This is a genomic window from Brachybacterium rhamnosum (genome assembly GCF_039526185.1).
Classification (GTDB): Bacteria; Actinomycetota; Actinomycetes; order Actinomycetales; family Dermabacteraceae; genus Brachybacterium; species Brachybacterium rhamnosum.
On record NZ_BAAAIS010000002.1, the window covers coordinates 1,555,034 to 1,574,944 of the forward strand.

Below are 19,911 nucleotides of genomic sequence, written 5' to 3' on the forward strand. Positions count from 1 at the left end.
CCCGCACCTCCGCCCCCGGAGCGTGCGGCTCCGGGAACGAGCACCGCCGGCCGACCGCCGGCGGCGGAACAGGTGGATGCAGTGAAGAAGACCCCGTGGATCATCGGCGCGGCGACCGTGGCCGTGCTCGCCGTGGGCGGCGGCGGCACCGCCTACGCCGTCTCGAGCGAGGCCGACGTGACCGTCTACGGCAAGGCGAGCAGCGTCCGCACGTTCTCGAGCCCCACCGTGGCCGAGCTCCTCGAGAGCCAGGGCATCACCGTCCAGGAGAACGATCTCGTGACCCCCGGTCTCGACGAGACGGTCACCGACGGCATGGACATCCAGGTCGTCCAGCGCCACCTCGCGACCGTGACGATCGACGGCGCCGAGAAGGACGTCCTCACCGCCGGCACCACCGTGCAGGACGCGCTCGACGAGCTCGACTACAAGGCCGAGGGCGCGAAGGTCACCCCCGCGCCGGAGACCGAGCTCTCCGCGACCGAGGCCACCGCCGTCGACGTCTCCACGCTCAAGACCGTCACCTTCACCGGGCAGTACGGCTCCGCGACCTTCGAGACCACCGCCAAGACGGTGGACGAGGCGATGACCTCGCTCCTCACGAACATCGAGGACTCCGACACGGCCTCCGTGGAGCGCGATGCGCTCCTCGAGGACGGCGCCACGATCGAGGTGCACCGCACCCGCGAGAAGGAGCGCACGGAGACCGAGGAGATCCCCTTCGAGACCACCACGAAGAAGGACGACACCCTCCTCGAGGGCACGACGAGGACGACCACCGAGGGCAAGAAGGGCTCCAAGGAGATCGTCTACAAGGACACCGTCGTCGACGGGAAGACCACCGAGTCCGAGAAGGTCTCCGAGAAGGTCACCGCCGAGCCCGTCGCGAAGGTCGTCGTCGAGGGCACCAAGAAGGCCCCCGTCGAGGAGAAGACCGAGGAGAGCGCCGCCTCGAGCAGCTCCGCCTCGACCTCCCGCAGCACCACCGAGTCCTCGCGCAGCTCCGAGCGCTCCTCGTCCTCCGAGAAGGAGAGCTCCTTCGTCGAGAAGAAGAGCTCCTCCTCGAAGAGCGACGACTCCTCCTCCGAGAAGGAGGAGAGCTCCTCCTCGTCGAGCTCCTCCGCCCCCTCGGTCTCCGGCGGCTCCGTGTGGGACAAGCTCGCCAAGTGCGAGTCCGGCGGCAACTGGTCGATCAACACGGGCAACGGCTTCTACGGCGGCCTGCAGTTCACCAAGTCGACCTGGCTCGCCTACGGGGGCGGCCAGTACGCCTCGAACGCGCACCTCGCCACCCGTGAGCAGCAGATCGCGATCGGCAAGAAGGTCCAGGCCGGCCAGGGCTGGGGCGCGTGGCCGTCCTGCACCTCGAAGCTCGGCATCCGCTGACGAGGTCCCTCGACGGGTCCCGGAGGACCCTGGCGACATCCGGTGCGTGAGCGCGCCGCGGGAACCCGCGGCGCGCTCTCGCCGTCCCCGGGGGAGGGGCGGAGTCGCCGCGACCGGGCGCACCGGGCATCCCGTGTGATCTGCGTCGGATGGAGCCGGATCCTTTGACCGTTCACACGCGGTCTCACTAGACTGTCGCGTGCGTCCGGAGTGCCCTCCGGTCGTGACCCGGGACGAGATCCGGACCTGACGCCCGTGCGGCGGAGGGGACGGAGGGTGTCCCCCGCGAGGAGCGGATCCTCGCGGCGTGCCCGAAAGACGGGGAGAAGGCCATGCCCGGCCCCTCCCCGCGGGCACCGATCACGGTCCTCCGGACGCCCGAGCGGTGCCATCACCGCACGGGCGGGTCGCCATCCGTCATCCCGGGCATGGGAGCGGATCCGCGGGTCGCCGGTCGTCTCGACGACCGAAGCAGTTGATCCTCGTTCAGCAATACTGATCGGGGCCGAACAGGAAGAGAAGCTGTGCCTACTATCCAGCAGCTGGTGCGCAAGGGGCGGCAGGACAAGCCCTCTGCGTCCAACACGCCGGCGCTCAAGGGCTCGCCCCAGCGCCGCGGTGTGTGCACGCGCGTGTACACCCAGACCCCGAAGAAGCCGAACTCCGCGCTGCGCAAGATCGCGCGTGTCCGACTCTCCACGGGCGTCGAGGTCACCGCGTACATCCCCGGTGAGGGCCACAACCTCCAGGAGCACTCCATCGTGCTCGTGCGCGGCGGTCGTGTGAAGGACCTCCCGGGCGTGCGCTACAAGATCATCCGCGGCTCTCTGGACACCCAGGGCGTGAAGGGTCGTCAGCAGGCTCGTTCCCGCTACGGCGCGAAGAAGGAGAAGAAGTAATGCCTCGTAAGGGAGCAGCTCCGAAGCGCGACCTCGTGGTCGACCCGGTCTACGGGTCCCCGATGGTCACCCAGCTCATCAACAAGATCCTGCTCGACGGCAAGAAGACCGTGGCCGAGCGCATCGTCTACGGCGCGCTCGAGGGCGCCCGTGAGAAGAACGGTCAGGATCCCGTCGCGACCCTCAAGAAGGCTCTCGACAACATCCGCCCGACCCTCGAGGTCCGCAGCCGCCGCGTCGGCGGTGCGACCTACCAGGTGCCGGTCGAGGTCAAGCCGGGTCGTTCCACGACCCTCGCGCTGCGCTGGCTCGTGGGCTACTCGCGCGCCCGTCGCGAGCACACGATGACCGAGCGTCTGATGAACGAGATCCTCGACGCCTCGAACGGTCTCGGCGCCGCGGTGAAGCGTCGCGAGGACACGCACAAGATGGCCGAGTCCAACCGCGCCTTCGCTCACTACCGCTGGTGAGTCCGGTCGGGGGGCCGCCCACCCGGCGGCCCCCCGCCCCGCACCCCCCGGCCGCTCTTCCCGCTTCAGCCCAGACGAAAGGCAAAGCCCGTGGCACTCGCAGTGCTCAGCGACCTCACGAAGGTCCGCAACATCGGCATCATGGCCCACATCGATGCCGGCAAGACCACCACGACCGAGCGCATCCTGTACTACACCGGTGTCAACTACAAGATCGGTGAGACCCACGACGGCGCGGGCACGATGGACTGGATGGAGCAGGAGAAGGAGCGCGGCATCACGATCACGTCTGCCGCGACGACCTGCTACTGGAACGACAACCAGATCAACATCATCGACACCCCGGGTCACGTGGACTTCACCGTCGAGGTGGAGCGCTCGCTCCGCGTGCTCGACGGCGCCGTCGCCGTGTTCGACGGCAAGGAGGGCGTGGAGCCCCAGTCGGAGACGGTCTGGCGCCAGGCTGACAAGTACGACGTCCCGCGCATCTGCTTCGTCAACAAGATGGACAAGCTCGGCGCGGACTTCTTCTTCACCGTCAAGACCATCATCGAGCGCCTCGGCGCGAAGCCCCTCGTCATGCAGGTGCCGATCGGCGCTGAGAGCGAGTTCAACGGCATCGTCGACCTCGTGAAGCAGAAGGCCTTCGAGTGGCCCGAGGTCTTCCCGGACGACGCCTCCGCCGCGCCGTTCGGCAAGAAGGGCGGCGACGCCACCCTCGGTCAGCTGCAGGTGGAGATCGCGATCCCCGCCGACCTCCAGGACACCGTCGACGAGTACCGCGCCAAGCTGGTCGAGGACGTCGCCGAGTCCACCGAGGAGCTCATGGAGGCGTACCTCGAGGAGGGCGACCTCACCGAGGAGCAGCTCAAGACCGGCATCCGCAAGATGACCGTGAACTCCGAGGCCTACCCGGTGTTCGCCGGCTCCGCGTTCAAGAACAAGGGCGTCCAGCTCATGCTCGACGCGGTGATCGACTTCCTCCCCTCGCCCCTCGACGTGCCGCCGATGATCGGCCACGACCCGAAGGACGAGGAGAAGGAGCTCACCCGCAAGCCCGACTGGGACGAGCCCTTCTCGGCGCTCGCCTTCAAGGTCGCGGCGCACCCCTTCTTCGGCGCGCTCACCTACGTCCGCGTGTACTCCGGCCAGGTGAAGACCGGCGACCAGGTCCTCAACGCCACCTCCGGCAAGAAGGAGCGCATCGGGAAGCTCTTCCAGATGCACTCCAACCAGGAGAACCCGGTCGATGAGGCCTTCGCGGGCCACATCTACGCGTTCATCGGTCTCAAGGACACCAACACCGGTGACACGCTGTGCGACCTCCAGGCCCCGATCGCGCTGGAGTCCATGACCTTCCCCGAGCCCGTGATCTCCGTGGCCATCGAGCCCAAGACCAAGGGTGACCAGGAGAAGCTCGGCGTCGCCATCCAGAAGCTGGCCAAGGAGGACCCGACCTTCCAGGTCGAGCTCGACGAGGAGACCGGTCAGACGGTCATCCGCGGCATGGGCGAGCTGCACCTCGACATCCTCGTGGACCGCATGCGCCGCGAGTTCAAGGTCGAGGCGAACATCGGCAAGCCGCAGGTCGCGTACCGCGAGACCATCAAGCGCGCCGTCGAGAAGTTCGACTTCACGCACAAGAAGCAGACCGGCGGCTCCGGCCAGTTCGCGAAGGTCCAGCTGACCTTCGGTCCGCTCGAGGGTGCCGAGGAGGGCGTGTTCTACGAGTTCGAGAACGCGGTCACCGGCGGTCGCGTCCCGCGCGAGTACATCCCGAGCGTCGACGCGGGCATCCAGGACGCGCTGCAGAGCGGTGTCCTGGCCGGCTACCCGGTCGTGAACGTGAAGGCCACCCTCACCGACGGCGCCTACCATGACGTCGACTCCTCGGAGATGGCCTTCAAGATCGCCGGTTCCATGGCCGCCAAGGAGGCCATGCGCAAGGCGAACCCTGTCATCCTCGAGCCGCTCATGGACGTCGAGGTGCGTACTCCGGAGGAGTACATGGGAGATGTCATCGGCGACCTGAACTCCCGTCGAGGTCAGGTCCAGTCGATGGAGGATGCGAGCGGGGTCAAGATCGTCCGCGCTCTCGTCCCGCTGTCGGAGATGTTCGGCTACGTCGGCGACCTGCGGTCCAAGACCCAGGGTCGTGCGATGTACTCGATGCAGTTCGACAGCTACGCGGAGGTCCCGAAGAACATCTCGGACGAGATCGTCGCGAAGACCCGGGGCGAGTGAGGGTCGGGGGAGCAGGTAGCATTCCTGCCTGCTCCCTCCGCCTCCGTCGGAGAGCCACCGCAAGGTGGGGACCCGATCCCGACCAGAAGTACCCAGAGATTACGAAGTCCTAGGAGGACACACCATGGCGAAGGCCAAGTTCGAGCGGAACAAGCCGCACGTCAACATCGGCACCATCGGTCACGTCGACCACGGCAAGACCACGCTGACCGCTGCCATCTCGAAGGTCCTGTACGACCAGTACCCGGACATCAACGAGAAGCGGGACTTCGACCAGATCGATAACGCGCCTGAGGAGAAGCAGCGCGGCATCACGATCAACATCTCGCACATCGAGTACCAGACCGAGAAGCGTCACTACGCCCACGTCGACGCCCCCGGCCACGCCGACTACATCAAGAACATGATCACCGGCGCGGCTCAGATGGACGGCGCGATCCTCGTGGTCGCCGCCACCGACGGCCCGATGGCCCAGACCCGTGAGCACGTTCTGCTCGCCCGCCAGGTGGGCGTCCCCTACCTGCTGGTCGCGCTGAACAAGTCCGACATGGTTGACGACGAGGAGATCCTCGAGCTCGTCGAGATGGAGGTCCGCGAGCTGCTGGGTTCGCAGGAGTTCGACGAGGACGCCCCCGTCGTGCGCGTGTCCGCTCTCAAGGCGCTCGAGGGCGACGAGAAGTGGGTCAAGTCCGTGCAGGAGCTCATGGAGGCCGTGGACGAGAACATCCCCGACCCGGTCCGTGACATGGACAAGCCGTTCCTCATGCCCGTCGAGGACGTCTTCACCATCACCGGTCGCGGCACCGTCGTCACCGGCAAGGTGGAGCGCGGCAAGCTCGCCATCAACTCCGAGGTCGAGATCGTCGGCATCCGCGAGCCGCAGAAGACCACGGTCACCGGCATCGAGATGTTCCACAAGCAGATGGACGAGGCGTGGGCCGGCGAGAACTGCGGTCTTCTCCTCCGCGGCACCAAGCGCGAGGACGTCGAGCGCGGCCAGGTCGTCGTGAAGCCGGGTTCGATCACCCCGCACACCAACTTCGAGGCGCAGGTCTACATCCTGTCCAAGGACGAGGGCGGCCGTCACAACCCGTTCTACTCGAACTACCGTCCGCAGTTCTACTTCCGGACCACCGACGTCACCGGCGTCATCTCCCTGCCTGAGGGCACCGAGATGGTCATGCCCGGCGACAACACCGAGATGACGGTGGAGCTCATCCAGCCCATCGCCATGGAGGAGGGCCTCGGCTTCGCCATCCGTGAGGGTGGCCGCACCGTGGGCTCCGGCCGCGTCACCAAGATCACCAAGTGATCACCGCGGGGGTGACCCCGCAGCCGTGAACGGCGCTCGAAGGACCCCTGACCGGGAGACCGGTCAGGGGTCCTTCCGTCTGTCCGGGGCCGGCTAGCGGGACGGCAGGGCCGACGGTGGTCGCCGTGGTTGCAGCGGTCCCTGGAGCGGCGGTCCCCGGAGCAGCGGTCCCCGGACAGGGCCCGGTGCCCGGCTCGTCCACGGTGGTCGACCGGCACCGACACCGGCACTGGCACCGGCCGCGGCACCGGTACCTGCACGCGGCCGGCGGCCGACCCGGGTGCGGCACCGGCGACCAGCCGGCGGCGGGTGCACGGTCCGTATGCAGGACGGGCGCCCACCCGGAGGTGGACGCCCGTCCTGTCGGCGTCGGGAGGTGGCGGTTCAGCCGTCCCGACGATCGTCCTCGCCCCAGCGCGGTGCGTCGGCACGCTCGGTCGGCGCGGGCGGCGTGGCGTCGTCGGGCCCCGACGCGGTGGAGGGGGCGTCGGCCGCCGACGGGGACCCGGTGGCCGGGGCCGTCCCCTGCTCGGCGGGCCGGCCGTAGCTGGGCCGGGGGGCGGCGGCGCCGCGCTGGGCCTCCGGCGTCGTGGGTGCGGGCTGCCCGTAGCTGGGGCGGTGGCTCGCGCCCGTGCCCGCGGGGGAGCCGGGAGCGCCGTACCCGTAGGAGCCCGCGGGGGAGTCCGGTCGGATGGGTGCCCCGCCGGAACCGGACGCGCCGTGCGCACCCGTCCCGCCGACCGCCGGACCGGAGGCGCCGTCGCCGACGCCGTTCGCGCCCGCCCCGGGGGCCGGGGCGCCGCCGCCCTGGGAGCCGAGGCCCGGAGCCTGGGCCGGGGGGACCGAGGAGCGCCCGGTCGCGGGGCCGGGGTTCACGCCGGCCTCGGCGAGCACGCGGCGGGCCTGCTCGGCATGGCTGTGCTCGACCATGAGCTCGTACTGCATGGGGATCGTCGCGGTCATCGACGTGAAGTCCCGCTTGCCGCCGGTCATCGCGTAGCCGATCACGGCCCAGACGGTGAAGAAGATGATGCCGAGCAGCACGCTCGAGACGACGGCCGCGACGCTGCCACCGGGGTTGAGGAACATGAGGATGAGACCGATGAACAGGCCCATCCAGACGCCGGAGAGCACGCCCTGGCCGATCACCTTGCCCCAGGTGCGGCGGCCGGTGACCCGCTCGATGAGCTTGAGGTCCGTGCCCACGATCATGGTGTTCTGCACGGGGAACTGGCGGTCCGCGAGCGCATCGACGACGGCCTGCACCTCGGCGTAGGTGCTGTACACGCCGAGGGAGCGGGGGTACTCGAGGTCGTAGAGCCGCTGGGTGAGCGGCGAGTGCTGCGGTGAGGTCATGTGCTGAGCCTAGGACAGGAGTCCGGATGCTCCCAGGGAGTGACGCCGATCTGCCTGGGAGTCCCCTGACCCCGTGCCGGGAGACGGCGCCGGAGGGGGCTGCGAAGGGGCCTGTGGAGGGCCGTCGGGACGGGCGCGGAGCGGCCCGTCGGAGCGGGGGAACAAACTTTCATGTCACGACACGGTGTCGAAACTGCCAGAAGTGATCTGCGCCTCCCCGTGCGCGGTAAGGTCCCGGGGACAGCGTCGTCGACGAGGAGTGAGGACCCACCATGACTGCACGTGATCAGCGCCCTGCGGAGGACCCCGCCGCGCTGGAGACCCCGCTCGACCGGCTGGGCGCCAGCCGTCGACGCTTCCTCTCGCTCGCGGGCGTCTCCGCGGGTGCCGCCGGGCTCGCGGCCTGCGCCGCCGGGGGCGGCGGCGGGGACGATGCCGCCTCGAGCGACGGCGGCGGGGCCGCGGTCGCCGAGGGCGGCGGCGAGGTGAGCGACGAGAACCCCTTCGGCGTGGACGCCTCCGCACCGGTGGACGTCGTGATCTTCAACGGCGGCTTCGGCGACCAGTACGGCAAGGACGCCGGCAAGAAGTACGCGGAGCTCTACCCGGAGGCGGACGTCAAGGTCTCCTCGACCGTGAACATCCAGCCGGATCTCCAGCCCCGGTTCATCGGCGGCAACCCGCCGGACCTCTTCGACAACTCCGGCGCGCAGAGCATGAACACCTCGGCGCTCATCAGCGACGGCAGCCTCGGGGAGCTCGGCGCGCTGATCAAGGCCCCGAGCCTCGACGGGGGCACCATCGAGGAGTCCCTGCTCCCCGGTGTGCTCGTGCCCGGCACCTACTCCGGCAAGCTCTTCGCGCTGAACTACACCTACACCGTCTTCGCCCTCTGGTACTCCGCCACCCAGTTCGAGAAGGAGGGCTGGAAGGCCCCCGCCTCCTGGGACGAGGTCATGGCGATCGGCGAGTCGGCGAAGTCCGCGAAGCTGCCGCTGTTCGCCTGGGGCGGTCAGAACGCGGCGGACTACTACCAGGAGCTCGCGCTCTCGATGGCGATCAAGGAGGGCGGCAAGGAGGTCGCGACGAAGCTCGACAAGCTCGATGCCGACGCCTTCTCCCAGCAGACCGTGGTCGACGCCCACAAGGCGATCGAGGAGGCCGTGAAGGCCGGGTACTTCATGTCCGGCGGCGCCGGCATCAAGCACACCGAGGCCCAGGCGGAGTGGGTGACCGGCAAGGCGGTCATGTACCCCTCCGGCTCCTGGATCGAGAACGAGCAGCGGGACGTCACGCCCGAGGACTTCAAGATGACGGGCCTCTCCACGCCGGTGCTCAGCGACGGCGCGAAGCTCGGGGCGGCCGCCATCCACGGCGCCGCGGGCGAGCCGTTCATGGTCCCCTCCAAGGGCAAGAACGGCGCCGGCGGCCTCGAGTTCCTGCGCATCATGCTCTCCAAGGAGCAGTGCCAGAATTTCTCCAAGCTCACGAGCTCCATCACGATCGTCAAGGACACGGTGCCGGAGGACGCCTTCGGCTCCACCGCGCTCGCGTCCGTCAACGAGCTCATCCAGGGTGCGGGCGAGGACGTCTTCACCTACAACTTCAAGGACTGGTATGGGCTGGGCCCTGACATCAAGCCCCTGTGGACGGAGTTCCTGGGCGGCGACATCACCGCCGACGAGTGCCTCGAGCGCACGCAGGAGATCGTCGACAAGGTGCGCGAGGACGACAGCATCGAGAAGTTCGACGTCGAGTGATGGCAGCAGTCCCCACGTCCACCACCCCGGGGGCGGCGCCGGCCCGCCCCCGGGGGGCGCGCGGCGCGCTGCGTCGGCTGACGCCCGCCCGCATCCTCTTCTTCCTGATCTTCCTCGGGGTGCCGCTCGCGATCTACGTCGTCTTCGTGGTCTCCCCGTTCCTGCAGGCGTTCTACTACTCGCTCACGGACTGGCGCGGCCTCTCCCGCGCGCCGCAGTTCATCGGGCTCGAGAACTACGTGACGCTGTTCCACGACCCGGTGTTCCTCAAGGCGCTGCGCAACAACCTGATCCTGCTCGTCACCCTGCCGCTGATCACCATCACCCTCGCGTTCACCCTCGCGGTGCTCGTGACGGTGGGCGGCGACTCCCGCGGGGCGATCCGCGGCGTGCCCGGGGCGACGGTCTACCGCGTCGTGAGCTTCTTCCCGTACGCGATCCCCGCGGTCGTCGTCGGCATCCTGTTCGCCTTCGTCTACTCGCCCAACGGCGGCCTGCTCAACGGACTCCTGCAGGCGGTCGGGCTGGACGTGTCCATCGGCTGGCTCGGTGAGCGACGCTTCGCGATGGCGGCGATCATCGCGGCCGTCGTGTGGAGCCTCGTGGGCTTCTACATGGTGCTCTTCGTCGCGGCGATCAAGTCGATCCCGTCGGAGGTCGTCGAGGCCGCGCGCATCGACGGCGCCGGCCGGCTGCGACTCGCGGTCCAGGTCGTCCTGCCGATGGTGCGGGGCAACGTCTCCACCGCCGCCGTCTACATGGGGATCATGGCGCTGGACATGTTCGTCTTCGTCAACGTCATGACGCCGACGGGCGGCACGGGCAAGAGCACCGAGGTGGTCTCGCGGTACCTTTACGAGACCGCCTTCTCCGAGTCGAGGTTCGGCCTCGCCTCCGCGATGGGCGTCGTGATGGCGCTGCTGACGATGGCGATGGCCGTGCTGGTCCTCGTCATCAGCCGCGGGAAGGACGAGGCATGAGCACCACGACCACCGGGCGGGCCACCGAGCCCGCGCCCGCACCGGCCGCCGCGGGCTCCTCGCCCCCGCGCCGACGTCGGCCGCGCCGCAGCGTCGGGGACCGCGTCTTCGGCGGGGTCTCCCAGATCGTCCTCGCGCTCTGGGCGCTGATCGTCGTCATCCCGCTGCTGTGGACGGTCTTCAGCTCCTTCAAGTCGACCCGCGGGATCCTCACCTCCCCGTTCGCCCTGCCGGAGCACTGGAACCTCGACAACTTCGTGCGGGCCTGGAACCAGGCGGGGATCGGCCGGTACTTCTTCAACACCGTGCTCGTCGTGGGCTCGGCGCTCGTGCTCGTCATGGTCCTCGGCGCGATGTGCGCCTACGTGCTCGCGCGCTACGAGTTCCCGGGCCGGCGGGTCATCTACTACGCGCTGATCGCCGGGCTCACCTTCCCTCTGTTCCTGGCCGTGGTGCCGCTGTTCTTCATCCTCGAGTCGATGGGGCTGCGGGGCACCTACCTCGGGCTCATCCTGAGCTACGTGGGCTTCGCGCTGCCCTTCACGGTCTTCTTCCTCTACGCGTTCTTCCGGCAGCTGCCGGAGGAGATCGCCGAAGCGGCCGCGATCGACGGCGCGGGGGACTTCCGCACCTTCTTCCAGGTCATGCTCCCCATGGCCGGGCCGGGGATGGCCAGCGTCACGATCTTCAACTTCCTGGGGCTGTGGAACCAGTTCCTGCTCCCGGTCGTGCTGAACACCGACGAGTCGAAGTTCGTGCTCGCGCAGGGCCTCGCGAACCTGCAGGCCCAGCAGGGCTACCGCTCGGACTGGGCGGCGATGTTCGCCTCGGTGACGATCACGATCCTGCCGGTGCTCGTCGTCTACCTGATCTTCCAGCGCCAGCTGCAGGGCGGGATCGGGCCCAGCACGAACAAGTAGGGACCTCGTCCGCGGGTGCGGGGGAGAGGGGCGGGTGCGGCCGGTGTGACTGGCCGCACCCGCCCCTCCCTTGTGGGGGTGAACGCGTCCGGGGCATACTTGGGGAGTTGTCTGCGTGGGCCGCCATGCCCGGTTCCGTTCTCCGTGGGTCCTCCCGCGGCGAATGATCACCGGAGGAGGTCCATCCCCAGGACGCGAACGATGCCTCGCATCGACCGCGCGTCGGAGGAGGGAGAAGCGCAGACGCAGCCGTCACGCGGCGGCATCCGCACGCGCTCGCGCGCTCCGCGGAGGCCGACACGCCCGTCCTCGGGTACCGGGGCGGCTGTTCCATGACAGACGAAGAAGAGAGACAGGACGCCATGGCGGGACAGAAGATCCGCATCCGGCTCAAGTCGTACGACCACGAGGTGATCGACTCCTCGGCGCGCAAGATCGTCGACACGGTCACCAACGCGGGCGCGACGGTCGTGGGCCCGGTGCCGCTGCCGACGGAGAAGAACGTGTTCTGCGTGATCCGTTCTCCCCACAAGTACAAGGACAGCCGTGAGCACTTCGAGATGCGCACGCACAAGCGACTGATCGACATCGTCGATCCCACGCCGAAGGCCGTGGATTCGCTCATGCGTCTCGACCTGCCGGCGGACGTCAACATCGAGATCAAGCTCTGAGGCAGGTCGACATGAGCAACGAACTGACGGGACAGCGTGCCCACGCCGTGTCCGGCGTGCTCGGCACCAAGCTCGGCATGACCCAGGTCTGGGACGAGAACGGAAAGCTCGTCCCCGTGACCGTGGTCCACGCCGGTCCGAACGTCGTCACCCAGGTGCGGTCCGTCGAGTCCGACGGCTACGACGCGGTCCAGATCGCCTACGGGCAGATCGATCCCCGCAAGGTCTCCAAGCCGCTGAAGGGCCACTTCGAGAAGGCCGGCGTCACCCCGCGCCGTCACCTCGCGGAGCTGCGCACCATCAACGCCTCGGACTTCACCCTCGGCCAGGAGATCGACGTGTCGGTCTTCGAGGCCGGCCAGAAGGTCGACGTCGTCGGCACCTCCAAGGGCAAGGGCACCGCGGGTGTCATGAAGCGTCACGGCTTCTCCGGTGTCGGCGCCTCCCACGGTGCGCACCGCAACCACCGCAAGCCGGGCTCCATCGGCGGCGCCTCCACCCCGGGTCGCGTGTTCAAGGGCCTGCGCATGGCGGGCCGCATGGGCAGCGACCGCACCTCTGTCCAGAACCTGACCGTTCACGCGGTCGATGTCGAGAAGGGCTACGTGCTCGTCAAGGGAGCCGTCCCCGGCCCCAAGGGCGGCCTCGTGCTGGTCCGCTCGGCCGTCAAGAGCCCCGCGAAGGAGGCCTGAGCCCGATGGCAGACAACCTGACCGTCGACGTGCTCGACCCGGCCGGCAAGAAGGCCGGGACCGTCGAGCTCCCCACGTCGATCTTCGACGTGCAGACGAACGTCCCCCTGATCCACCAGGTGGTCGTGGCCCAGCAGGCGGCCGCCCGTCAGGGCACGCACAAGGCCAAGACCCGTGGCGAGGTCCGCGGTGGCGGCAAGAAGCCGTACAAGCAGAAGGGCACCGGCCGTGCGCGCCAGGGCTCGCTGCGCGCTCCGCAGTTCGCCGGCGGCGGCACGGTCCACGGACCGGTCCCGCGCGACTACTCGCAGCGCACCCCCAAGAAGATGAAGGCCGCCGCCCTCCGCGGTGCCCTCTCCGACCGCGCGCGCAACGGCCGCGTGCACGTGGTGTCCTCCCTCCTCGAGGGTGACGCCCCGTCCACCAAGGCCGTCCGCTCGACCCTGTCGAACGTCTCCGACCGTCGCCACCTGCTGGTGGTCGTGCGTCGCGACGACGACCTGGGCGCCCTGAGCTCGCGCAACCTGCCGACCGCGCACGTCCTGTACGCCGATCAGCTGAACACCTACGACGTCATGCTCTCCGACGACGTCGTGTTCACCTCCGGTGCGCTCGAGGACTTCGTGGCCGCCGCAACCCTGTCCCTGCCCACCTCCGGCTTCGCGAAGGCCCGCACCGAGGCGTCCGCCCCGGCCGCTCCGGTCGCCGCTGCCGCGCAGGATGCCCCCTTCGGCGAGGGATCGGCGGCCCCCCTGGCCGACGGCTCCGCCCCCGAGGGCTTCAGCATCAAAGGCAAGAAGGACTCCATGAAGTTCCACACGGTGGACTCTCCGTGGTACGGCCGCACCAAGGCCGAGGTCTGGTTCGCGACGGAGGAGGCCGCCAAGGCCGCCGGGTTCGTGAACGCCGTCAAGGAGTCCGCCTCGTCCGATGAGGAGGCCGCCAAGTGAGCGCGCTGAACAAGGATCCCCGCGACGTCCTGCTGGCCCCGGTCGTCTCCGAGAAGAGCTACGGGCTGATGGACGAGGGCAAGTACACCTTCCTGGTGGCTGCCGACGCCAACAAGACCGAGATCAAGATCGCCGTCGAGAAGGTCTTCGACGTCAAGGTCTCTTCGGTCAACACGATCAACCGTCAGGGCAAGGCGCGTCGCACGCGCTTCGGGATGGGCAAGCGCAAGGACACCAAGCGCGCCATCGTCACCCTGACCGACGGAGCCATCGACATCTTCGGAGGGTCGGTCGCCTGAGCGCGGCCGACGTCCGAGGAGCCGAAGAGAGTCTGAGGGAAACCCACCATGGGAATTCGCAAGCACAAGCCGACCACGCCGGGCCGTCGCGGCTCGAGCGTCGCCGACTTCGTCGAGATCACCCGCGACACGCCTGAGAAGTCGCTGGTCCGCCCGCTCTCCAAGAGCGGCGGCCGCAACGCCAACGGTCGTGTCACGTCCCGTCACCGCGGTGGCGGCCACAAGCGGGCCTACCGCGTCATCGACTTCCGTCGTTCCGACAAGGACGGCGTGAACGCGAAGGTCGCGCACATCGAGTACGACCCCAACCGCACCGCGCGCATCGCGCTGCTGCACTACGCCGACGGCGAGAAGCGCTACATCCTCGCCCCGGCCAAGCTGCGTCAGGGTGACTGGGTGGAGAACGGTCAGGGCTCGGACATCAAGCCCGGCAACAACCTGCCGCTCAAGAACATCCCGCTGGGCACCGTGATCCACGCGATCGAGCTGCGCCCCGGCGGCGGTGCCAAGATCGCCCGCTCGGCCGGCGCTTCCGTGCAGCTGGTCGCCAAGGAGGGCCGCTTCGCGCAGCTGCGCATGCCCTCCGGCGAGATCCGCAACGTCGATGCGCGCTGCCGCGCGACCATCGGCGAGGTCGGCAACGCCGAGCAGTCCAACATCAACTGGGGCAAGGCCGGCCGCATGCGCTGGAAGGGCAAGCGCCCGCACGTCCGCGGCGTGGTCATGAACCCGGTCGATCACCCGCACGGTGGTGGCGAGGGCCGCACCTCCGGTGGTCGTCACCCGGTCTCGCCCTGGGGTCAGCCCGAGGGTCGTACCCGTCGTCCGGGCAAGGAGAGCGACAAGCTCATCGTGCGCCGTCGACGGACCGGCAAGAAGCGCTGATAGGGAGAACCGCACATGCCTCGCAGTATCGCCAAGGGCCCGTTCGTCGACGACCACCTGCAGAAGAAGGTGGACGTCCAGAACGAGAAGGGCACCAAGAACCTCATCAAGACCTGGTCGCGCCGCAGTGTCATCACTCCGGACTTCCTGGGTCACACCTTCGCAGTGCACGACGGTCGGAAGCACGTCACGGTGTTCGTCACCGAGTCGATGGTCGGCCACAAGCTCGGCGAGTTCGCCCCCACGCGGACTTTCAAGGGCCACGAGAAGGACGACAAGAAGGGCCGCCGCCGCTGACCTCGGTCAGCACGGCAGCACTTCTCGAATTCGAGAGAAAGCAGGAAACGATGGAAGCCAAGGCGCAGGTGCGGTACCTCCGCATGTCGCCCATGAAGGCTCGCCGCGTTGTCGACCTGATTCGTGGCAAGAGCACGGTTGAGGCCCTGGACACCCTGCGGTTCGCCCCGCAGGCCGCCAGCGAGCCCGTCCTCAAGCTCGTCCAGTCCGCGATCGCCAACGCTCGCGTCAAGGCCGACCAGGCGGGTGAGCGCTTCGACGAGCGCGAGCTCGTCGTCTCGGCCGCCTATGTCGACGAGGGCCCGACCATGAAGCGGTTCCAGCCGCGTGCACAGGGTCGAGCCTTCCAGATCAAGAAGCGCACCAGCCACGTCACCGTGGTGGTCGCTCCCGTGAACAAGTAAGGAGTCCCGAATGGGCCAGAAGGTCAATCCGAACGGGTTCCGCCTCGGGATCACCACGGAGCACACCAGCCGTTGGTTCGCCGATTCCACCAAGGACGGCCAGCGGTACCGCGACTACGTGAAGGAAGACGTCGCGATCCGCAAGCTCATGTCCGATGGACTCGAGCGAGCCGGCATCTCCAAGGTCGAGATCGAGCGCACCCGCGATCGTGTCCGCGTGGACCTGCACACCGCCCGCCCGGGCATCGTGATCGGTCGTCGCGGCGCGGAGGCCGAGCGCCTCCGCGGTGAGCTCGAGAAGCTCACCGGCAAGCAGATCCAGCTGAACATCCTCGAGGTCAAGAACCCCGAGGCCGACGCCCAGCTGGTCGCACAGGGCATCGCCGAGCAGCTCGCCGCCCGTGTCTCCTTCCGCCGTGCGATGCGCAAGGGCATGCAGTCCGCGCAGCGCGCCGGTGCGAAGGGCATCCGAGTGGCCGTCGCCGGCCGCCTCGGCGGCGCCGAGATGAGCCGCAGCGAGTTCTACCGCGAGGGTCGCGTGCCTCTGCACACCCTCCGGGCGAACATCGACTACGGCTTCTACGAGGCCCGCACCGCCTTCGGCCGCATCGGCGTGAAGGTGTGGATCTACAAGGGCGACGTCACCGCCAAGGAGCTCGCGGCCCAGCAGGCCGCCGCACAGGGTCCCCGCTCCGGCGGTCGTGGCCCCCGTGCCGAGCGTCCCCGCGGCCGTCGCAACGAGCGCAACGCCGCCGCGCGTCGTGAGGGCACCGAGTCTGCGCCGCAGACCGCCGCCCCCGCGGAGCAGGCAGCACCCGCGCAGCAGCCCGGAACGGAGGCCTGAGCGACATGCTGATCCCTCGCAGGACCAAGCACCGCAAGCAGCACCACCCGACCCGCAGCGGCATGGCCAAGGGCGGCACCGAGCTGGCGTTCGGCGACTACGGCATCCAGGCGCTCGCGCCGGCCTACGTCACCAACCGTCAGATCGAGGCGGCTCGTATCGCCATGACGCGCTACATGAAGCGCGGCGGCAAGGTGTACATCAACATCTACCCCGATCGCCCGCTCACCAAGAAGCCCGCCGAGGTCCGCATGGGCTCCGGCAAGGGCTCCGTGGAGTGGTGGATCGCCAACATCAAGCCCGGTCGCGTCATGTTCGAGATCGCCGGCGTGGATGAGGCGACCGCCCGTGAGGCCCTCCGCCTCGCGATCCACAAGCTCCCCATGAAGTGCCGCATTCTGACCCGAGAGGGTGGTGACATCTGATGGCAGCGACCAAGCTCACCGCCGACGAACTCGACAAGCTGGACGACGTCAAGCTGGCCGAGGAGCTGGCCAAGGCCAAGGACGAGCTGTTCAAGCTCCGTTTCCAGAACGCCACCGGTCAGCTCGAGAGCTCCGGCCGCCTGCGGTCCGTCAAGAAGGACATCGCACGGATCTACACGATCCTGCGCGAGCGCGAGCTGGGCATCCGCCAGGCCCCCGGCTCCGCCGAGTGACCGCGAAGCGAGGAACTGAGAGATGAACGAGAACACCCCTGAGGTCGAGGCCGCTGCGAAGGAGGGCGCTCACGCGTCGTCCCACGAGCGTCCCTACCGCAAGACGCTCCGCGGCTTCGTGGTCTCCGACAAGATGGACAAGACCATCGTGGTCGAGGTCGAGGAGCGCGTGAAGCACGCGCTCTACGGCAAGGTCCTCACGAAGACCAACAAGTTCAAGGCCCATGACGAGGACAACGTCGCCGGCATCGGCGACCGCGTGCTCATCATGGAGACCCGGCCGCTGTCCGCCACCAAGCGGTGGCGTCTGGTCGAGGTCGTCGAGAAGGCCAAGTGATCGATCGGTCCTCGTGACCGTCGACCGCATCCGAGAAGGGCCGGTCATCCCCGCGAGGGGGTGGCCGGCCCTTCTCCGTGCCCTCGAGCGGACGCCCGAGGGGGCCCGCCGGACGCGCCGTCGATGCTGTTGGAAGACGCTCCTGCGACCTGGGTCACAGGGTGGATTCAGGCTCCGCTTCACCTGGTCAGCACCGATTTCTGAGCATCGATGCAGGTCATGGGCGTGACATCCGCTGCGCAACGTGGTTGTCTATATGGCCGTGCCCAGGGTCCGGGCGCCGCAGAGCCCCCGGTCGGGGACACCGCGCGCCCGTGACCGCGAGGTAGGAAGCGTCGCTCGTCGGCCCCTCGTGCACCCGCCTCACGAAGGCAGGTCCATGTCCTCTTCATCCGAATCGACCACCCCGCCCGCAGCGCGCCGCCCCCGCAAGGGCCGCCGCTCACCGAAGCCGCCCCGTCTCGAGGTCGACGACGTCCTCGTCGTCAAGGGGCGCCGCATGCGGACCGCCATCGGCGGCACCGTGGTCGGCAACGTCATGGAGTGGTTCGACTTCGGCGTGTACGGCTACATGGCCATCATGCTGTCGCAGCTGTTCTTCCAGACCGGCAGCGAGAGCCTCGACCTCATCCTGTCGCTGCTCGCCTTCGCGGTGAGCTTCCTGGTGCGTCCCTTCGGCGGTCTGGTCCTCGGCCCGCTCGGTGACAAGATCGGGCGCCAGAAGGTCCTGTTCTTCACGATGGCGATGATGGCGATCGCCACCGCCCTGATCGGTGTGCTCCCCACCTACGCCGACATCGGCGTCTGGGCCGCCTTCCTGCTCTACGCCCTCAAGCTCGTCCAGGGTTTCTCGACGGGCGGCGAGTACGCCGGCGCCACGACCTACGTCGCCGAGTTCTCCCCGGACCGCAAGCGCGGCTTCTACTCCTCGCTCCTGGACGTGGGCTCCTACCTCGGCTTCGCGATGGGTGCCGGTGCGGTCGCGCTGACCCACCTCATCACCGCGGAGGTCTGGGGACCGGACGCGATGCTCAACTGGGGCTGGCGCGTGCCGTTCCTGCTCGCGATCCCGCTCGGCGCGGTCGCCATCTGGTTCCGCGCCCGAATCCCCGAGACGCCGGCCTACGAGGCCACCGAGTCCGAGCAGGCCGCGGAGGCCCAGGGCCACGGCGCCGCCGCCCAGGCCGGGGAGGACGACTCCTCGCTGCACGCCCGCAAGGGTCCCCGTGCGATCGTCAAGCACCACTGGCGCGAGCTGCTCATCGCGATCGCGATCGTGGCCGCGACGAACACCGCCGGCTATGCGCTGACGAGCTACATGCCCACCTACCTGGGCAGCGAGTTCGGCTTCAACGAGATGGCGAGCGCCGCCGCGACGATCCCCTCGCTGCTGATCCTCTGCGCGATGATCCCGTTCGTCGGCATGGCCTCGGACAGGTTCGGGCGCCGCAACCTGTACTTCGCCGCCGCGATCGCCGCGGTCGTCCTGCTGCTGCCGGCCTTCTGGCTCATGCACCAGAGCTCCTTCTTCGCGATCCAGGCCGCGATGGTGATGGTCGCCGTCCCGGTGGCCCTGTTCATCGGGCCCTCGGCCTCGGCGCTGCCGGCGCTGTTCCCGACGGCCGCGCGCTACGGCGCGATGGGCATCGCCTACAACGTGTCCGTCTCGCTGTTCGGCGGCACCACGCCGCTCATCTCGCAGACCCTCATCGAGCTCACGGGCAACAGCTACATGCCGGCGATCTGGATCATGGCGTTCGCCGTGATCGCGGGCATCGCGGTGATCTTCATGCGGGAGAGCGCGCAGCGGCCGCTGCTGGGCTCGTTCCCCGCGGTGGAGACCACCGAGGAGGCGATCGACCTGGTCGAGCACCAGGAGGAGAACCCCCTGCTGAACACCTCGGAGATGCCGATCGTGGTGCCCGAGGAGCTCGAGCGGGAGATCGAGGACGCCCTCGACCAGCCCGGTGCCGGGCTGCCGACGGGCGCCGCGGGCGCGGGCGACGCGGAGGCCTCCGCGAAGGCCTGAGCACAGCGCTCCCTCACACGACCGACGGGCCGTCCACCTCCGGGTGGGCGGCCCGTCGTCGTGCGCGACGGGGGGCGTCCTCGCTCAGCCCTCGCTGAGGTGCACGAGCAGTGCTCCCGCGAGGGCGTCCTCCGCGTGCGGAGCGGTGATCGCGCGGCTGTCCGTGCCACGGGCGAGGTCCACGACGAAGCCGGTCCCGGCCGGGTCGCGGCGCAGGGCGAGGAACGCCTCGCCGAGGGCCTCACGCAGCTGGTCCTCGCGGGGGATCCACACCACCTCGCCCTCCTCCACGGAGTCGAGCGCCCACTCGGTGGTCCCGTTGAAGCGGAGCACCTTGCCGCCGCTGCGGCTGATCCCCGGTTCGATGACCATGGAGGAGAGCAGGAAGGTCTCCTCCCGCAGGTCCTCGGTGTCGATAGCGAAGCGGTCCCCGTCGCGGGGCTCCCAGTCCAGGCCCGCGGCGCGGAGGCGGCGGGCGACGTCGATGTCGATCATGCGGCGAGTCTAGGGACTGCGCC

The 19,911-nt window shown here is 68.9% G+C and carries 22 protein-coding genes; 20 read left to right on the forward strand and 2 right to left on the reverse strand.

What is annotated here, in order from left to right; all coding sequences use genetic code 11:
- The first annotated feature begins 81 nt into the window (after positions 1-81).
- From ABD080_RS08980 to tuf, 5 genes are all read left to right on the forward strand, one after another.
- Positions 82-1,386 carry a resuscitation-promoting factor gene (locus ABD080_RS08980; RefSeq protein ID WP_343904438.1) on the forward strand — a complete coding sequence of 435 codons (1,305 nt, stop codon included), beginning with the start codon at positions 82-84 and terminating at the stop codon, positions 1,384-1,386.
- A 524-nt stretch (positions 1,387-1,910) separates the two neighbouring features.
- Positions 1,911-2,285: a 30S ribosomal protein S12 gene (rpsL, locus tag ABD080_RS08985; RefSeq protein WP_103384966.1), complete on the forward strand. Its 375-nt coding sequence runs from the start codon at positions 1,911-1,913 to the stop codon at positions 2,283-2,285.
- Entirely contained in the window at positions 2,285-2,755 is a 471-nt protein-coding gene (gene rpsG, locus ABD080_RS08990; RefSeq protein WP_137770118.1) for a 30S ribosomal protein S7, read from the forward strand. The genes rpsL and rpsG overlap by 1 nt, the downstream gene beginning before the upstream one ends.
- Before the next feature lie 90 nt (positions 2,756-2,845).
- Complete coding sequence (gene fusA / locus ABD080_RS08995) at positions 2,846-4,999, forward strand: elongation factor G (protein WP_137770119.1); 2,154 nt, start codon at positions 2,846-2,848, stop codon at positions 4,997-4,999.
- A 124-nt stretch (positions 5,000-5,123) separates the two neighbouring features.
- Positions 5,124-6,311, forward strand: coding sequence for an elongation factor Tu (tuf, locus tag ABD080_RS09000; RefSeq protein ID WP_137770120.1), 1,188 nt, complete (start codon positions 5,124-5,126; stop codon positions 6,309-6,311).
- Positions 6,312-6,695: 384 nt separating this feature from the next.
- Here the strand turns inward: tuf and ABD080_RS09005 are convergent, their stop codons facing one another.
- Entirely contained in the window at positions 6,696-7,667 is a 972-nt protein-coding gene (locus ABD080_RS09005) for a YflT domain-containing protein (RefSeq protein ID WP_205750686.1), read from the reverse strand.
- 272 nt (positions 7,668-7,939) lie between these two features.
- Between ABD080_RS09005 and ngcE the strand changes: the two genes are divergently transcribed.
- The 15 genes from ngcE to ABD080_RS09080 all read left to right on the forward strand — a co-directional run bounded on the left by ngcE (position 7,940) and on the right by ABD080_RS09080 (position 19,393).
- Positions 7,940-9,427: an N-acetylglucosamine/diacetylchitobiose ABC transporter substrate-binding protein gene (gene ngcE, locus ABD080_RS09010; protein ID WP_137770121.1), complete on the forward strand. Its 1,488-nt coding sequence runs from the start codon at positions 7,940-7,942 to the stop codon at positions 9,425-9,427.
- Positions 9,427-10,407, forward strand: coding sequence for a carbohydrate ABC transporter permease (locus tag ABD080_RS09015; protein ID WP_343904439.1), 981 nt, complete (start codon positions 9,427-9,429; stop codon positions 10,405-10,407). Before ngcE ends, ABD080_RS09015 begins: the two co-directional genes overlap by 1 nt.
- Entirely contained in the window at positions 10,404-11,327 is a 924-nt protein-coding gene (locus tag ABD080_RS09020) for a carbohydrate ABC transporter permease (protein ID WP_137770123.1), read from the forward strand. The genes ABD080_RS09015 and ABD080_RS09020 overlap by 4 nt, the downstream gene beginning before the upstream one ends.
- A gap of 362 nt (positions 11,328-11,689) precedes the next feature.
- Positions 11,690-11,998 carry a 30S ribosomal protein S10 gene (gene rpsJ, locus ABD080_RS09025; protein WP_137770124.1) on the forward strand — a complete coding sequence of 103 codons (309 nt, stop codon included), beginning with the start codon at positions 11,690-11,692 and terminating at the stop codon, positions 11,996-11,998.
- Between the two features lie 11 nt (positions 11,999-12,009).
- Positions 12,010-12,690, forward strand: coding sequence for a 50S ribosomal protein L3 (gene rplC / locus ABD080_RS09030; protein WP_137770125.1), 681 nt, complete (start codon positions 12,010-12,012; stop codon positions 12,688-12,690).
- A 5-nt stretch (positions 12,691-12,695) separates the two neighbouring features.
- Positions 12,696-13,640 (forward strand): 50S ribosomal protein L4, sunset domain variant, encoded by a 945-nt coding sequence (rplD, locus tag ABD080_RS09035; protein ID WP_343904440.1) that lies wholly within the window; start codon positions 12,696-12,698, stop codon positions 13,638-13,640.
- On the forward strand, positions 13,637-13,939 hold the full coding sequence (gene rplW / locus ABD080_RS09040) for a 50S ribosomal protein L23 (RefSeq protein WP_103384748.1): 303 nt from the start codon (positions 13,637-13,639) through the stop codon (positions 13,937-13,939). Before rplD ends, rplW begins: the two co-directional genes overlap by 4 nt.
- Positions 13,940-13,987: 48 nt before the next feature.
- Positions 13,988-14,824, forward strand: a complete 837-nt coding sequence (gene rplB / locus ABD080_RS09045; protein ID WP_103384749.1) for a 50S ribosomal protein L2 — start codon at positions 13,988-13,990, stop codon at positions 14,822-14,824.
- Positions 14,825-14,839: 15 nt separating this feature from the next.
- Positions 14,840-15,121, forward strand: a complete 282-nt coding sequence (gene rpsS / locus ABD080_RS09050) for a 30S ribosomal protein S19 (RefSeq protein WP_114853748.1) — start codon at positions 14,840-14,842, stop codon at positions 15,119-15,121.
- 50 nt (positions 15,122-15,171) lie between these two features.
- Positions 15,172-15,525: a 50S ribosomal protein L22 gene (rplV, locus tag ABD080_RS09055; protein WP_103384703.1), complete on the forward strand. Its 354-nt coding sequence runs from the start codon at positions 15,172-15,174 to the stop codon at positions 15,523-15,525.
- A 10-nt stretch (positions 15,526-15,535) separates the two neighbouring features.
- A complete protein-coding gene (gene rpsC / locus ABD080_RS09060; protein ID WP_137770127.1) occupies positions 15,536-16,369 on the forward strand; it encodes a 30S ribosomal protein S3 in 834 nt (277 codons plus the stop codon).
- Positions 16,370-16,374: 5 nt separating this feature from the next.
- On the forward strand, positions 16,375-16,794 hold the full coding sequence (gene rplP / locus ABD080_RS09065; RefSeq protein ID WP_103384702.1) for a 50S ribosomal protein L16: 420 nt from the start codon (positions 16,375-16,377) through the stop codon (positions 16,792-16,794).
- Entirely contained in the window at positions 16,794-17,027 is a 234-nt protein-coding gene (rpmC, locus tag ABD080_RS09070; RefSeq protein WP_103384701.1) for a 50S ribosomal protein L29, read from the forward strand. The genes rplP and rpmC overlap by 1 nt, the downstream gene beginning before the upstream one ends.
- Before the next feature lie 22 nt (positions 17,028-17,049).
- Positions 17,050-17,364, forward strand: a complete 315-nt coding sequence (gene rpsQ, locus ABD080_RS09075) for a 30S ribosomal protein S17 (protein WP_103384700.1) — start codon at positions 17,050-17,052, stop codon at positions 17,362-17,364.
- Between the two features lie 379 nt (positions 17,365-17,743).
- Positions 17,744-19,393, forward strand: coding sequence for an MFS transporter (locus ABD080_RS09080; RefSeq protein WP_343904441.1), 1,650 nt, complete (start codon positions 17,744-17,746; stop codon positions 19,391-19,393).
- An 84-nt stretch (positions 19,394-19,477) separates the two neighbouring features.
- Here the strand turns inward: ABD080_RS09080 and ABD080_RS09085 are convergent, their stop codons facing one another.
- Positions 19,478-19,888: a hypothetical protein gene (locus ABD080_RS09085; RefSeq protein ID WP_343904442.1), complete on the reverse strand. Its 411-nt coding sequence runs from the start codon at positions 19,886-19,888 to the stop codon at positions 19,478-19,480.
- Positions 19,889-19,911 lie beyond the last annotated feature (23 nt).